This window comes from Acinetobacter sp. S-1 (assembly GCF_059579785.1).
In genome coordinates, this window is sequence record NZ_CM184207.1 from 773,284 (window position 1) to 788,547 (window position 15,264).

A 15,264-nucleotide genomic window follows, 5' to 3' on the forward strand; every position below is an offset into this window, starting at 1 on the left:
TAAAACATGACAAAAATCTTGATGATTGAAGATGATTTTATGATTGCACAGTCAACAATAACGTTGCTGCAATATCATCAATTTGAAGTGGAGTGGGTCAATAATGGCTTAGAAGGCCTAGCCCAGTTGGCTAAAAATAAATTCGATTTAATTCTTTTGGACTTAGGGCTACCGATGATGGATGGCATGCAAGTCTTAAAGCAAATCCGCCAAAGAGCAGCGACTCCTGTTTTAATTATTTCAGCACGAGATCAGTTACAGAACCGTGTTGATGGCTTAAACCATGGTGCAGATGATTATTTGATCAAACCATACGAGTTTGATGAGTTACTCGCTCGTATTCATGCGCTATTACGCCGTAGTGGGGTAGAGGCTCAGCTTGCAAATCATGAGCAGCTTTTACAAAGTGGTGATCTGGTTTTAAATGTTGAACAGCACATTGCTACCTTTAAAGGACAGCGTATTGATTTGTCTAATCGTGAATGGGCAATTCTTATTCCTTTAATGAGCCATCCAAATAAAATCTTTTCTAAAGCAAATCTTGAAGATAAGTTATATGATTTCGATAGTGATGTGACCAGTAATACGATTGAAGTATATGTGCATCACCTGAGAGCTAAACTCGGGAAAGACTTTATCCGAACTATTCGAGGATTGGGTTACCGTTTAGGGCAATCGTAACTTAATTTTGGAACTTCTTAACAGTGCATTATTCATTAAAAAAACGGCTGATTTGGGGCACCTCAATTTTCAGTGTCATTTTAGGTTGTATATTAATTTTTACTGCTTATAAAGTTGCACTTCAAGAAGTTGATGAAATTTTAGATACGCAAATGCGTTATTTGGCTGAAAGAACAGCTGAATATCCATTGAAAACAGTAAGCAGTGAGTTCGATTTTCATAAAACTTATCATGAAGAAGACCTGTTTGTAGATATTTGGGCTTATAAAGATCAAGCCCATTTATCACACCATCTCCATTTATTGGTTCCACCTGTTACACAAGCTGGCTTTTACTCACATAAAACCAGTAATGGCTTAATCCGTACCTATGTTTTGCCATTAAAGGATTACCAGATTCAGATTAGCCAGCAAGAAAAGGTTCGTGAGGCCTTTGCTTGGGAACTTGCAGGTAGCATGTTCATTCCATATTTGATTATCTTACCATTTGCTATTTTTGCCTTAGCTGCAATTATTCGTCGTGGGCTGAAGCCGATAGATGACTTTAAAAATGAACTGACTCATCGTGACTCAGAAGAGCTGACGCCTATTGAAGTCTCAGATTATCCTCAAGAACTGCTACCTACAATTGATGAAATGAATCGTCTTTTTGAGCGCATTTCTAAGGCACAAAACGAGCAGAAACAGTTCATTGCAGATGCAGCCCATGAACTTCGAACCCCTGTGACTGCTTTAAATTTACAAACTAAAATTTTAATTAGTCAATTTCCTGAGCAGGAATCGCTGCAAAATTTGAGTAAAGGATTAGCGCGTATTCAGCACTTGGTGACACAGCTTTTAGCGCTGGCTAAGCAGGATGTATCTTTAAGTGTGATTGAACCGACGAGAGCTTTTCAGCTTAATGATGTCGCTTTAAATTGTGTTGAACAGCTTGTTAATCTGGCTATGCAAAAAGAAATCGACTTGGGCTTTGTTCGTAACGAGCCAATTGAAATGCATAGTGTTGAGCCAACTGTTCATTCAATTATTTTTAACTTAATTGATAATGCCATCAAATATACCCCTCATGAGGGGATGATTAATATTTCTGTTTTCACTGCTACAGATGGCGATGCGTGTATACAAATTGAAGATAGCGGCGCGGGGATCGACCCAGAACATTATGATAAAGTTCTAAAGCGTTTTTATCGTGTACATCATCATCTTGAGGTGGGGAGTGGTTTAGGTCTATCCATTGTTGACCGAGCAACTCAACGTTTAGGTGGGACTTTGACACTAGACAGAAGTTTAGAGCTTGGTGGACTTTCAGTTTTGGTTAAACTTCCAAAGATTTTACATGTTCACGAAACAAGGACTTGAGTTAGACAAGTTCTTGTTTGATTCGTTTTTCAAACTCAAAGCGGCGAATACAAACGGCATAAAATAAGATATTTACTGCCCAAATAACCCAACCTGTCCATAAATTATGACTCAAGAAATGTGCTCCACGCATCATTTGTGCCCATCCCATCATAAAGCCTAATAAAATGCCTGAAATGAGATAAAAATAGGCACGTTTCGGTTGTTCAAGACGATAAACAAAATAACCTGTCATTAAAATAAAGCCAGCGCTTGCATGTCCACCCGGAAAGCAATGCCCATGTTTCGCAGTAAAGTCCCAAATATAGCCACCTAAGCTGTTAGGATGAACCATATTCCAAGGGCAGGCATGAGCCGATTGTGATTTTAAGAGACCAACCAGTGCGCTGCCAACCATGCTCACAAAAAACATATAGCCATATTGCCAGCGATAAAGCTTTAATTTCTCAACTTTAAATGATGCAAGCCATAGACCGAAAAAGATGACATAAATGCCAGTAATGATCTGTTTTACAATTTCATGATTAAGCCTTTCCAGATACCAATTGTCTCGATTGAAAAAATGACCCGTTGAATCGATCCAAGGCTGGATGAGGTACATATCAATTTTCCCACCCACTGGAAAAATGATTAAAAGCAGCAAAAAACTGAGAAAAAGAAAGATGATATTAATTTGGAAAAATTGTTTTTGTTGATTCATGCCATGCAACATCAATTAGATTGTGAGTAAAGGCATTACATAAAATAAAACTTAAATTGCTCTTAAACTATACTGAAGAAAGAGGTTCAATCTTCTTTAAAAAATAAAAAAGCGACGAGAAGTATCGTCGCCTTGAGCACTTTAGAAAGTATTAAAACATACCTTCTTCAGAATTTGCTGAAATTTTATGAATAGACAAATCTGCACCACGAAACTCGTCTTCTTGAGATAAACGAATGCCAATGGTCGCTTTAAGTAAACCGTAAACAATAAAGCCGCCAGCAAGCGCTATAGCGATCGCGAGCGCTGTTCCGATGAGTTGTGAAGCAAAAGATACACCGCCTAAGCCACCCAGCCATTGTTGACCAAATAAACCTACTGCAATACCACCAAATGCGCCGCATACGCCGTGTAAAGGCCATACACCTAACACATCGTCAACTTTAAGTTTGTTTTGAGTATAAGTGAATAGATACACAAACATAGCCCCAGCTGCACCACCAATCACAAGTGCACTGATTGGATGAACAATGTCAGAGCCTGCACAGATTGCGACTAAACCAGCAAGTGGGCCGTTGTGTAAGAAACCAGGGTCATTTTTCCCAATCGCATTTGCTGTAATCGTACCGCCAACCATAGCCATGAGGGAGTTAATGGCAACCAGACCAGAAATAGCATCAACACGCTGTGCACTCATCACATTAAAGCCAAACCAGCCTACAATCAAAATCCATGAGCCAAGTGCTAAAAATGGGATAGACGATGGCGGGTGAGCACTTACACGACCATCTTTCTTATAACGACCAGAACGCGCACCCAATAAAATGACAGCAGCAAGTGCAATCCAACCGCCCATGGCATGAACTACGACTGAACCCGCAAAGTCGTGAAAAGCTGCGCCAAAGGTTGTTTCTAACCACTTTTGCAGACCGTAGTTACCATTCCAGACCATACCTTCGAAAAATGGATATACCAGCGCAACTAAAGCGAGTGTGGCAATTGCTTGTGAACGCATTTTTGCACGTTCAGCAATACCACCCGAAATAATGGCAGGAATTGCCGCAGCAAAAGTGAGTAAAAAGAAGCAACGCATAAGGTTATAGCCATGATCACTTGATAAAACCGTACCATCATGGAAGAAGTGCTGGCCATAAGAGATGTAGTAGCCAACAAAGAAATATGCGATTGCAGAAAGGGCAAAGTCAGTCAGAATTTTACTAAGTGCGTTCACCTGATTTTTATGGCGAACCGTACCAAGTTCCAAGAATGCAAAACCTGCGTGCATGGCAAGAACCAAAACAGCACCAAGTAATAAGAAAAATAGATCTACATTTTGCATAGCATGCTCGAAAAAAGTGCTAAATTCCATTTTGGAACAAATCTGGGTCTGTAAATTGCACCAAAATAGATTTAAGGAATCTAAAAACCTAAGTTTGTCGAAACAAACTCAATTGCATAAAAGTGAATATGCAATAAGCGCACCAATTTGGATTAAAGAAGTAGTTTTTGGCGATAAATGGTGCGTTGATTTGGTTAAAGAGGGGCGGTTTTGGCGCTTTTTACGTTACAAGTCATCTAATACGCTTATAAATTGACCTGAAAGAGTTCGTTCTCAAAGTTTAAAAAGACTCGCTCATATTCAATTAATGATCTGACCAAACCGATTGTGCGACTTCAATAAAAGCTTTTGCAGCGGGACTCATATGCTTTTTATTTTTGACTGCGAGACCAATAGAACGTTTAAGGTTCGGTTTAAAAGGGCGTTTAACTACATTTGGATAGAGTGAGAGTAACTCTTTGGTGAGCACCATATCAGAGACAATCGAAATCCCTAACTGGTTATGGACCATGCTGACGATACTTAGAATTTGTGACACATAAAATTTGATATCTGGTTTCACATTGAAGTTTTTTAAAATTAATTCGACCTGATGTCGACTACCTGCCATTGTCATAATGAAAGGACAATTTTCTAGCTGTGCTGGATAAATATAGAGTTGTTGGGCGAGCGGGTAACCACTCGGAATTAAGGCCACAAAACGATCTTCAATTAAGGGGAATGTATCAAAACGCTCATCTGGCATAATCAAAAAACCAACCTCTATACGCCTTTCTAGTAACCACTGGGCAACTTCTTTATCTTCACCTTCATCAATATAAATTTCGATTTTTGGGTAACGTTGCCGAAAGGTTTCTAAAATTTCAGGTAATAGATAAATAGAGGATGAAGCCCCAAAAGACCCTATACGTAATGTTCCTTCATTTAAACCGTGGATGGCCGCCACTTCTTTTTCTAAGGTATCGGAAATACTCAATAATTCTTTTACATGAGTAAGAAGCTGCTGACCTGTGGTGGTGAGTTCAATATCACTTTGGGTTCTTGAAATCAGGTTAATGCCCCATTGTTGTTCTAATGATTTAAGTGCATGAGAAACTGCCGACTGTGAAATTCCCAGCTTTTCTGCTGTAGCAGTAAAGCTTTTTAGTTCAGCAATGAGTGCGAAAATTTCAAGCTGGGTAAAGGTCATTTTGTATTTGTTATGAGTAAAAACTCATTTTATCATGAGTTTTCATTATCTTTAATATATGAGTAAGCCAAGGTAGTTGCCAAACAGCAAGCCCTAACAAAACTCGAGTAAAGAAATGAATAGTATTGTTTTATCTCTTTTTCCCTTAGTTGCATTAATTGCATCGGGATACTTATTTAAAAAATATCGTTTTTTTAGCGATGAGTTTTGGGCTGGGGCAGAGAAGCTCAATTACTATATTTTATTTCCTGCTTTGCTTTTTAGTACGCTCTCGACCGCAAAAATTGACTTACAAAGCTTGAGTACAGCCATCATTGCGATGTTGGTTGTGGTTTTAGCAGTAACTGCATTTTTATATATCCTCCGAATATTTTGCCACATACCACCTGCACGTTTTGGTGTACATGTACAAAGTATGGTTCGCTTTAATACCTATATTGGTTTGGCATTAGTGACTTCGCTTTTTAAAAGCGAAGGGATGGCAATACTGGCAATTTTATTGGCGCTTTGCATTCCGCTCGTGAACGTTATTTCGGTGCTTGCTCTAACCTCTAAAGAACATATGGCAATTAAACCTGTTTTGATTGCACTCCTTAAAAATCCTTTAATTGCATCGTGTGTAGTTGGGGCAGCAGTCAATGCGCTTCATATTCCTATTTGGGAAGGCTTTACCCAGTTTATTAAGCTTTTTTCAGTGTCGAGTTTGCCCCTAGGTTTGTTATGTGTGGGCGCAGCTTTACAGTTTATGCAAATTAAAAAAGACATTGTGGTATTGGCTGCAGATACATTTGCACGAATTTTAGCAGTGCCTGCCTTGGCTTACGCTGTCTGCATGTGGTTTGGTTTACCAAATTTGCAAACACAAATTTTAGTCATTTTCTTTGCGCTACCGACAGCTTCCGCTTCCTACATTTTAACTAAGGTTTTGGATGGTGATAGTCAGCTTATGGCCGCAGTGATTAGCTTTCAAACCTTATGTGCTGCCGTGACTTTGCCAATGGTGATTTGGTGGATTTCTTAAAATATAAACTTTAGATAAGTCGCATTCTATTTTCTAAAAATGAATAGACTAATTCTGACTTAAAGAATGCTAGCTACCTTCCTCATATAATTATTGCTACACTTTTTTCTTTTTCAGGTGGATGAGTATGTCCTTTGATCTCAAAGTGAGCTTGCAGCAAAGGTCTGAACCGTCTGCACAGCAGAAAAAACTGAATCGCCTGATTGATAAAATAGAGCAACAAAAAGTTAGCCTGAGCACGTGGCAAAATGCACAAGCCGAGATTCAACAGCACATACGGCAAAAACTGATGCCTGTGTATGGCGATTTACATGAAGTTTTATTTCAGCAATTGGATCAACTTTGGAATATGTTGCATAGCCATGAGTTTTCCAAAGCAGACATGCAACGACTAGATGAAAAAAATGCCCAGCTTGCACACATGTTGAAGCGCTCAAAAATGCTATCTGCTGAGCAGTTAGAGTTAGTGAGGCAGATCGATACCTTTTATCAGCAACATGGGGTTGAATTGGCAAAAAAGAATAAGAAAGCTCAGTCAATAAAATCTGAATATGAAGAAAGTGCTGAGCAAGGTGTAGAGTTAGAAGAAGACTTTGAACAGTATGCTGCTGAGCAACAACAAGCGCGGGAACAAGCCAAACAACAAAGACAGCAACAGAAACGTGAACAAGCTGAGCAAATGGCAGCGCAGTCACTCAAAACAGTTTATTTAAAAATTGCTGCGATGATTCACCCAGACCGTGAGCAAGATGAAACAAAAAAACAGGAAAAAACTGAGTTGTTTCAACAGGCAAGTCAGGCCTATGAAAAGCAGGATTTGTTTTATTTACTCAAACTCCAGTTACAGCTTGAACAGAATAAAGGGCTAGGTGCTAAGGAACTATCTGTCGAGCAATTGAGGTTTTATAAACTCGCTTTAGATGCACAAAGTCAGCAGCTTGAAAGTCAAATAGCTGAGATTTTAGATTCTTTTCAATTAGCAACAAATGTAAAAGCAGAGCATGTACATATTAGTGATGTTTATAAAGCTGTAGATGCTGATTGTGCTGAGTTAAAGCAGCAGGTGAAGTGGGAGAAAGAACGTTTAAAGTATATGAAAAAAGTGAGTGGGGTAGAGATGTTATTGGGGCATGGGGTTTTGTAAAACCTCCCTAAATTTCCTTTTTATGATAGCTATTGATAATTAATTTAATTCCAAAGTTTGATTATTTTCATTAATTTTCAAATTAGCAGATTGCTTATTTGAATCTAATTGTTTATTAGCAATACCAAATGGGATATGGACTGATGCAATACTATCGGCTGTTTTTTCGACATGAGTAACTTGATCATCAAAGAAAATATGAGGCTGTAATATTTCTAGCACTTTTCTCTTTTCAATACCTCCTAAGAAAAATGCTTCATTAACAGTATCGATTCCCCAAGCACGTAAGCTAGTTATTACGCGTTTATGTGCTGGTGCATTACGTGCAGTAACTATTGAAATCCTCAATCGGCTTTTATAAGTTGTATTATCTTTTAAAAAGTTGAGTTCTGCTTTTTGAAGTGTAGAAAGCTGTTGTAGAAGCTTATGCAGTGGACCGGCATTGGCTGGTTGATTAGCTAATTTAGATTCATTTTCAATGAAGGCTGGTAACCCATTTTCTTTATATACCTGTTCTGAAGAATCATCTGCAATGACGCCATCAAAGTCAAAAGCAATACGTAATTCCTCATCATGAGCAATATCAAATATTTGTCCTTTTAAGATTAAGCCTGCTGGATAGCCAGCATTAATGGCTTGGTTCACATCTGTTTCGTTAGCTGATAGAAATAAACTAATATTAAGAGCATTAATATATTTATGTGGCGTACGCCCTTGTAAAAAAATGGCACGTTTAATATTTAATTTATGATGTTCAATAGAATTCATGACTCTTAACCCTGTATCAGGGTCATTTCTAGAAAGTAGAATTACTTCAACAAATGGTTTTTCTGATGGAAAAATGTCATTCAAACTTAGCAGGCGTTGAATAAATGGAAAGGCGACACCTGATTCTAATGGTTGATTTTCATGGCTTCTTTGATACTCTCGGTAAGCTAATTCTCCATTTTCTCTGAAGACAGCATCTGATTCTTCTAAATTAAAAAGAGCACTTGAAGCTAGGCCTATAACCAATTTTTGTTCAAGATTATATCCACTCATATAGATTCTAATAATAAATTAATAATTTTAAGGTGAAGTATATATTATTAATAAAAAAATTAATAATTCTCTTGATTAATTTATAGTGGATATTTAATTTCAGAGGTATTTAGAAAAAAAGTTGAAAATTTAGCAAGAAAGGATAGTAAAAATATTGTTTTTATATTTAATATAACTGTATCTTAGGATACTCTGTTCAGCTTGATCTCATTAAGCATATCACAAGAAAATTATTTTTCAAAAGATTTAATTAAAAAGAATTAGGCTGATTTAAAAATATTTGATGGTATATGAAGTCGAACCAAAAATAGTTATTAATAATTGAACATTGATTAGGTAAAGAATATTAGTTCCTAGTTTTGGCTAAGAACACAAATTATATTTTACTAATTAGAAAAAACCTATCGCTATTCCACCTAAAAAAGCAAAGCTCAATAAAAAAATAAATGTTTTATATATAAGAGTACAATGACCTAAAAATCCTCGGTATGCTTTCACATATTCTTTTGCTATTCTGTTATAGGCTATAATAGTTCTATCTGAATCTGTTACTAAATAAAATAAACTTAAAATTAAGAAAGAAAAAGCCATTTTTTGAATAAAAAAGGAATCGGTACCAGTATTTTTTGCTAAGAATAAACCTATGGTTACAGGAATAATAGTGAAGAATGCTAATTTATTTAAATAATTGAAATACTCACCAGCAATATGATCATTATGATTGGAAATTATCATTGTTTCGCTAACCTGTATTCTATTTTTGATAAATATAGAATATTTTTATCAAGAGGAAAAGCCCTATATAGGGCCTTTCCTCTTTTATCAAAGCGCAGCAATTTGCTCCATATTCGCTTTAACTTTCTCTAACTGCGCAGCAAACTCAGCAAGCTTCGCTTTTTCACCTTCAACCACCGCTGCCGGTGCTTTAGAGACAAAGCCTTCATTTGCAAGTTTACCCGCAATTTGGTCGTGTTGCTTTTGGATTTTATCCAAGTCTTTCTGCAAACGAGCAAGCTCAGCTTTAGGGTCAATTAATCCTTTCATTGGTACAAATACCGATGCGTGGCTTACAACGCTAGAGCAAGATAATGGCGGTTCTTGATCTTTATTCAAAAATTCAATGCTTTCAACTTTAGCCAAGGCTTTGAACAATGCTTCAATACGAATAATTTGTTCACGTTCAGCGTCAGATGTGTTTTGAAGTAATACTGGCAATAAACGCGCATTACCTAAGCCCATTTCACCGCGAATGTTACGTACTGCGCCAATCAAGCCTTGAAGCCATTGCATATCTGCTTCAGCTTGTTCATTGATTTTTGCTTGCTCAGGAATAGGGTATTGAGCAGTCATAATTGTTGGGCCACCTTGACCAAGCATTGGTGCAAGAGTCTGCCAGATTTCTTCTGTCAAATACGGCATAAGCGGATGAGCCAAACGTAATGAAGCTTCCATGACTGCAAGTAATACACGGCGTACTTCAGCTTTACGCTCTTCTGAAACTTCTGCATCATTCAGAACTGGTTTCGTTAACTCAACGTACCAGTCACAGTATTCATTCCAAATAAAGTCGTAAATCGCTTGAGCAGCAAGGTCTAAACGATACGTTGCAAACGCTTGATGTACAGCAGCTTCCGCTTTTTGCAGACGGCTCATAATCCATTGTTCTGGAAGTTCCCAAAGATCAGGGCGAGCTTGTTGACCAACAGTTTGGCCTTCAACATTCATCAGAACGAAACGAGTCGCGTTCCAGATTTTGTTACAGAAGTTACGGTAGCCTTCAACACGTTTTAAGTCGAACTTGATGTCACGACCAGTGTTTGCAAGCGCACAGAACGTGAAACGAACTGCATCAGTACCGTAAGCATTAATACCTTCTGGGAACTCTTTGCGCGTTGATTTTTCAATCTTCGCAGCATCTTTCGGGTTCATTAGGCCAGTCGTACGTTTAGCAACTAAGCTTTCTAAATCAATACCGTCAATCAAGTCTAATGGATCAAGTACGTTACCTTTAGACTTCGACATTTTTTGACCTTCACCATCACGTACCAAGCCGTGAACGTAAACAGTCTTAAATGGAACTTGAGATGAACCATCTTCATTTTTCATGAAGTGTAGGGTCATCATGATCATGCGGGCAACCCAGAAGAAAATGATGTCAAAACCAGTCACCAACACATCTGTAGGGTGGAAAGTTTTTAAGAAATCATTTGCTGCATCTTTTTGTGCATCGCCAGTCCAACCTAAAGTTGAGAATGTCCAAAGTGCAGATGAGAACCATGTATCAAGAACGTCTTCGTCTTGTTTAAGTTCAACGTCAGCCGCGATGTTGTTTTTCGCGCGTACTTCTTCTTCGTTACGGCCAACATAGATGTTGCCATTTGCATCGTACCAAGCTGGAATACGGTGACCCCACCAAAGCTGACGTGAAATACACCAGTCTTGAATATCACGCATCCACGCCATGTACATGTTGCTGTACTGCTCTGGAACAAACTTAATACGGCCATCTTGAACTGCTTCAATTGCAGGCTCAGCAAGCGGAGCAATTTTTACATACCATTGATCAGTCAGTAACGGCTCAATGATCACACCTGAACGGTCGCCACGTGGCGCTTTTAAGTCATACGGTTGGATTTGGTCTAACCAACCTTCAGCTTCAGCTTGAGCAACTAATTTTTTACGTGCTTCAAAACGCTCTAAACCAGCATAGTCTGCAGGCGCAGTAATGGTTTTAGAAATTTGTTCGCCAGCTTTTGCAATATATTCAAACTCACCTAAAACTTCGGCGTTTTTGTTGAAGATATTAATGATAGGCAAGCTATTGCGTTTACCTAGGTCATAGTCATTGAAGTCATGAGCAGGCGTGATTTTTACACAGCCAGTACCGAAGTCTTTTTCAACGTAGTCGTCGGCAACGATCGGAATTAAACGACCAGTTATTGGCAATACGATGTTTTTACCAACAAGGTGCGCATAACGCTCATCTTCTGGATGAACAGCAACTGCAGTATCGCCCAGTAAAGTTTCAGGACGAGTTGTTGCAACAACTAAATAGTCTTTGCCGTCTTGAGTTTTAACTGATTTGTCTTCAAAGAAATATTTAAAGTGCCAAAGTGAGCCTTTTTCTTCTTTGCTTTCTACTTCAAGGTCAGAAAGAGCTGTTTGAAGTTTAGGGTCCCAGTTTACTAGGCGCTTACCACGGTAAATTAAACCGTCTTCGTGCAAACGAACGAATACTTCTTTAACTGCGTTTGATAAACCTTCGTCCATCGTGAAGCGTTCACGTGACCAGTCTACAGATGAACCTAAGCGACGAATTTGTTTCGTAATTGTGCCGCCAGATTGTTCTTTCCATTCCCAAACTTTTTCGATGAACTTTTCACGGCCTAAGTCGTGACGAGTTACGCCTTGTAAGCCAAGTTGACGCTCAACAACCATTTGAGTTGCAATACCAGCATGGTCTGTGCCTGGTTGCCACAAAGTGTTTTTACCCATCATACGGTTATAACGGGTGAGGGCATCCATAATGGCATTGTTAAAACCATGGCCCATGTGCAAACTACCAGTGACGTTTGGTGGCGGAATCATGATACAGAATGATTCACCGTGACCAGAAGGTTTGAAGTAACCTTGTTCTTCCCACGTTTTGTACCACTTCTTTTCGATCTCGGTTGGATCGTATGTGGTTGCAATATTTTGAGCGGTTTGAGCGTCAGTCATAGTAGCTTAGATCGAATATGCATAAAAAATTGCATCTATTGTAGCAAAAAAATGCCTCGAAATTAATGTGCTGAAAACAGATAAACGGTTTTGTATTTTTTTCAAAAAACGGTAGATTTATGAAAGATGGATCACAATTTAATCGTGTAGACACACGGCACAAAAATTACAAAAGAATTGAAAAAGGATGCTGCTGATGAGTTATGAAGTTTTTTTGAAAATTTCCGATTCGACTTATACACAATTCGAGGCTATTCGGCAAAAACTGCATGATGGGGTAAGCCAAAGTCAGGCAAAAGTTTTGGGGGATGTATTGTCTGATCTTTCTTGTGAAATTATTGAGCAGGTTTTTTCTGTGCTTTTACAGTCAGGAAATGCAACCATGTCTCCAAAACAACAGGCTGAGTCTGAAAAAGTCATTCAGCAAGTTTTAGAGACTTTTCGAAAATACATGCCTTGGTCAGTTTCATTCTTTGGAAATGAACGTCTTTTACCCTTAGTTGACTACATGACCTCTCTCATGAAAGAACAAGGGCAGCAAGTTTATATTACCTATCCGGTCACACTTCAACTCGTGCAACAAGCCGAAACTCTTACTCAGCAAATTCGTGACGGTAATATGCAAAGCATTACGGCTGCATTTGAAACGCTCATACAAATTGTGGATTTAGGCGTAACAAGCCTAGTACGTGAACCTAAAAAGCGTTTAAAATTTAATTTGGTTGTCGATAAAACTCTTAACGGAGTCATCAACATGACGACGCATTTGGGCTATAAACGTTTGGAAAAGTTAGGGACACAGGTTGATCAGACTACAGCAACTCATTATATCAACCACTTTTTGGCCTTCATGCATCAAGCAGCATAATTTAAAAAGATAATAGGAACATTACATGGCCAAACTTGATACTTTGCAAAATAAAGTGGTATGGATTACGGGCGCATCTTCTGGTTTGGGTAAGGCCTTAGCAGGGGAATTGGCTTTACAAGGCGCAAAGCTGATTTTGACTTCGCGTCGTTTTGAAGAATTAGAAGAGGTTCGGGTTGGTTTATTAAATCCCGATCATCATTTGTCTGTGGTCGCAGATATTACTGATGAAAAGCAGGTTCAAGAGGCTTATAAGCAGATTTTAAAGGCGAAAGGCCGTATTGACTGGCTCATCAATAATGCAGGTTTGAGTCAACGTGCTTTAATTAAAGACACGACCATGGCAACTGAACGCGCCATTATGGAAGTCGATTATTTCTCACAAGTTGCACTCACCAAAACCGTCCTACCAACTATGCTAAAACAGAAGTCTGGCAGAGTTGTATTTGTGTCGAGTGTAGCGGGTTTATTAGGTACACAGTACCGTGCAAGCTACTCGGCTGCTAAAGCGGCAATTCACATGTGGGCAAATAGTTTACGTGCTGAGGTTTCAGATCAAGGTGTCGAAGTTTCGGTTATTTTCCCTGGTTTCGTAAAAACTAATGTTTCTTTTAATGCACTCAATGGCGCAGGGCAACCTCAAGGCCATCAAGATGAAGCAATTGAAAATGGTTTAGAGGCAGATGTTTTTGCAGAGCAAGCTGTAAAAGCGTTAGTACAGGGTCAAGAATATATTGTTGTGGGTGGGACTAAAGAAAAACTAGGGGTGATGGTTTCTCGGATGTCACCAAAACTTCTTTATAAAATGATTCGGAAAACAAAAGTAAAATAAAAAAGTGATTTTGCCGTGCTAAATTGGTGAAAAACCCGCATAGAAGGTTCGCCATGGATCAGGATTATCACCGTATTTTAGAAGTCGTCACGCGTTTTCAATTGGTCTTTGACCAGAAAAATTGGGACGCTTTTGATGAGTTGTTGGCAGATCAACTTGAGGTGGACTATTTCCAATTTAGAGGAGAGCCTTTATGTGTGGTGTCTTGTCATGAATATAAAGGTTCTCGGCAGCAAGCCTTGTCCCATTTGCGACTACAGCACAATTTGAGCAATCCTCTAATTCGGATTGAACAAGATCAAGCATGGCTAGAATGTAATTATCAAATTTATCGCTTTTCAGAAAATGATTATTTTCATTCTTTTGGTCGTTATTATTTTACTTTGGCGAAACAACAAGACCGTTGGAAAATTACCCGAATTTGCCAACATTTAACTAAAAATATTGGCAATCCACGTATTCATTTTTCTGAGGTTGGGCAGTATTAATCTTTAACTGCTGTTCCATAAGCAAAAACTTCGACCATTCCGCCTTGCATTCCGAGTTCGGTTGTACTCAGCCGAACTCCCATAATATGAGTAGCACCGACACTTTGAGCTTGTTGTTTTAAACGTACAATCGCCTCTCGGCGAGCACGTTCAACAATACTTTCATAACTGGTCAGTCTTCCGCCCAAAACGTTTTTTATAGATGCCAATACATATTTAAAGTAATCATGAGAAATCACAACATTACTGCTAATAAAGTGGCCTAGCTGATCACTCGTTGCAAAACGATTGGTATCAATTCTGATATGGGCAAATTTTTGCTCTTTTTCTAGAAGTTCATTCAAATGTTTTCGTTCAATATGACGGCCAAAAGCCCAACCAATACTGAAAAGAATGAGAAAAATAACAAGCTGAAAAATAAGATTATCCATTTTCTACCTATGCATTAAATGGATCGGGTAGATGAGGTGCTTGAGGCTGCACAACCACTGCTGTGCCATACACAAATAACTCAGAAGCACCTTGTGCAATATTGGAAGTTGAAAAGCGAATACCCACAATTGCATTAGCACCAAGTTGTTGGGCTTTTACAATCATACGCTGCATGGCTTCTTGGCGAGATTCTTCTAATAATTCGGTATAACCCGTAAGTTCACCACCCACGATATTTTTTAAACTTGCCATCAAGTCACGGCCAACATGCTTACTTCGAACGGTACTTCCGTAAACAACATCCAGCTGCTTTAAAATCTGGTGGCCTGGAACACTTTCTAAATTACTCAATAACATTGTTTTTTATCAATCTAAATTCTTAAGGTTTCAAGATAAAAAATATTCAGATGAGTTGCAATAAAAAAGCCCACCGAAGTGAGCTTTTATGAAT

At 38.5% G+C, this 15,264-nt stretch carries 15 protein-coding genes; 7 read left to right on the forward strand and 8 right to left on the reverse strand.

Translation table 11 applies throughout. The annotated features are described in order from the left end of the window. Positions 1-6 precede the first annotated feature (6 nt). Both AC52J8_RS03915 and AC52J8_RS03920 read left to right on the forward strand, forming a co-directional pair. Positions 7-681: a response regulator transcription factor gene (locus AC52J8_RS03915; RefSeq protein WP_140157913.1), complete on the forward strand. Its 675-nt coding sequence runs from the start codon at positions 7-9 to the stop codon at positions 679-681. A 23-nt stretch (positions 682-704) separates the two neighbouring features. After that, complete coding sequence (locus tag AC52J8_RS03920) at positions 705-2,039, forward strand: sensor histidine kinase (RefSeq protein ID WP_086399683.1); 1,335 nt, start codon at positions 705-707, stop codon at positions 2,037-2,039. A 1-nt stretch (position 2,040) separates the two neighbouring features. Here AC52J8_RS03920 and AC52J8_RS03925 read toward each other — a convergent pair whose 3' ends face one another. From AC52J8_RS03925 to AC52J8_RS03935, 3 genes are all read right to left on the reverse strand, one after another. Further along, complete coding sequence (locus AC52J8_RS03925) at positions 2,041-2,751, reverse strand: phosphatase PAP2 family protein (RefSeq protein WP_086399684.1); 711 nt, start codon at positions 2,749-2,751, stop codon at positions 2,041-2,043. Positions 2,752-2,890: 139 nt separating this feature from the next. Next, entirely contained in the window at positions 2,891-4,078 is a 1,188-nt protein-coding gene (locus AC52J8_RS03930) for an ammonium transporter (RefSeq protein ID WP_025466615.1), read from the reverse strand. Positions 4,079-4,382: 304 nt separating this feature from the next. Beyond that, positions 4,383-5,267: a LysR family transcriptional regulator gene (locus AC52J8_RS03935; protein WP_086399686.1), complete on the reverse strand. Its 885-nt coding sequence runs from the start codon at positions 5,265-5,267 to the stop codon at positions 4,383-4,385. Between the two features lie 115 nt (positions 5,268-5,382). Between AC52J8_RS03935 and AC52J8_RS03940 the strand changes: the two genes are divergently transcribed. Together AC52J8_RS03940 and AC52J8_RS03945 are read left to right on the forward strand one after the other, a co-directional pair. Next, the gene (locus AC52J8_RS03940) at positions 5,383-6,288 is read left to right on the forward strand and encodes an AEC family transporter (RefSeq protein WP_086399687.1); all 906 of its coding nucleotides are present in this window, start codon (positions 5,383-5,385) and stop codon (positions 6,286-6,288) included. 127 nt (positions 6,289-6,415) lie between these two features. Further along, the gene (locus AC52J8_RS03945; protein WP_197738972.1) at positions 6,416-7,432 is read left to right on the forward strand and encodes a molecular chaperone DnaJ; all 1,017 of its coding nucleotides are present in this window, start codon (positions 6,416-6,418) and stop codon (positions 7,430-7,432) included. A gap of 39 nt (positions 7,433-7,471) precedes the next feature. On the opposite strand, the gene AC52J8_RS03950 is transcribed toward AC52J8_RS03945, so the two are convergent. The 3 genes from AC52J8_RS03950 to AC52J8_RS03960 all read right to left on the reverse strand — a co-directional run bounded on the left by AC52J8_RS03950 (position 7,472) and on the right by AC52J8_RS03960 (position 12,193). Then, positions 7,472-8,473, reverse strand: coding sequence for a 5'-nucleotidase (locus tag AC52J8_RS03950; protein ID WP_086399688.1), 1,002 nt, complete (start codon positions 8,471-8,473; stop codon positions 7,472-7,474). Between the two features lie 390 nt (positions 8,474-8,863). Continuing rightward, on the reverse strand, positions 8,864-9,208 hold the full coding sequence (locus tag AC52J8_RS03955) for a hypothetical protein (RefSeq protein ID WP_086399689.1): 345 nt from the start codon (positions 9,206-9,208) through the stop codon (positions 8,864-8,866). 87 nt (positions 9,209-9,295) lie between these two features. Continuing rightward, entirely contained in the window at positions 9,296-12,193 is a 2,898-nt protein-coding gene (locus AC52J8_RS03960) for a valine--tRNA ligase (RefSeq protein WP_086399690.1), read from the reverse strand. Between the two features lie 196 nt (positions 12,194-12,389). Between AC52J8_RS03960 and AC52J8_RS03965 the strand changes: the two genes are divergently transcribed. The 3 genes from AC52J8_RS03965 to AC52J8_RS03975 are packed head-to-tail and all read left to right on the forward strand — an operon-like array spanning position 12,390 to position 14,381. Further along, the gene (locus tag AC52J8_RS03965; protein WP_017386313.1) at positions 12,390-13,061 is read left to right on the forward strand and encodes a hypothetical protein; all 672 of its coding nucleotides are present in this window, start codon (positions 12,390-12,392) and stop codon (positions 13,059-13,061) included. A gap of 25 nt (positions 13,062-13,086) precedes the next feature. Then, positions 13,087-13,893: an SDR family NAD(P)-dependent oxidoreductase gene (locus AC52J8_RS03970; protein ID WP_086399691.1), complete on the forward strand. Its 807-nt coding sequence runs from the start codon at positions 13,087-13,089 to the stop codon at positions 13,891-13,893. Positions 13,894-13,946: 53 nt separating this feature from the next. Continuing rightward, a complete protein-coding gene (locus AC52J8_RS03975) occupies positions 13,947-14,381 on the forward strand; it encodes a nuclear transport factor 2 family protein (protein WP_017402613.1) in 435 nt (144 codons plus the stop codon). Here the strand turns inward: AC52J8_RS03975 and AC52J8_RS03980 are convergent. Both AC52J8_RS03980 and AC52J8_RS03985 read right to left on the reverse strand, forming a co-directional pair. Beyond that, positions 14,378-14,812: a YbjQ family protein gene (locus AC52J8_RS03980; protein ID WP_005064507.1), complete on the reverse strand. Its 435-nt coding sequence runs from the start codon at positions 14,810-14,812 to the stop codon at positions 14,378-14,380. The genes AC52J8_RS03975 and AC52J8_RS03980 overlap by 4 nt on opposite strands. 7 nt (positions 14,813-14,819) lie before the next feature. Then, complete coding sequence (locus tag AC52J8_RS03985; RefSeq protein WP_000927245.1) at positions 14,820-15,170, reverse strand: YbjQ family protein; 351 nt, start codon at positions 15,168-15,170, stop codon at positions 14,820-14,822. Between the last annotated feature and the right edge of the window lie 94 nt (positions 15,171-15,264).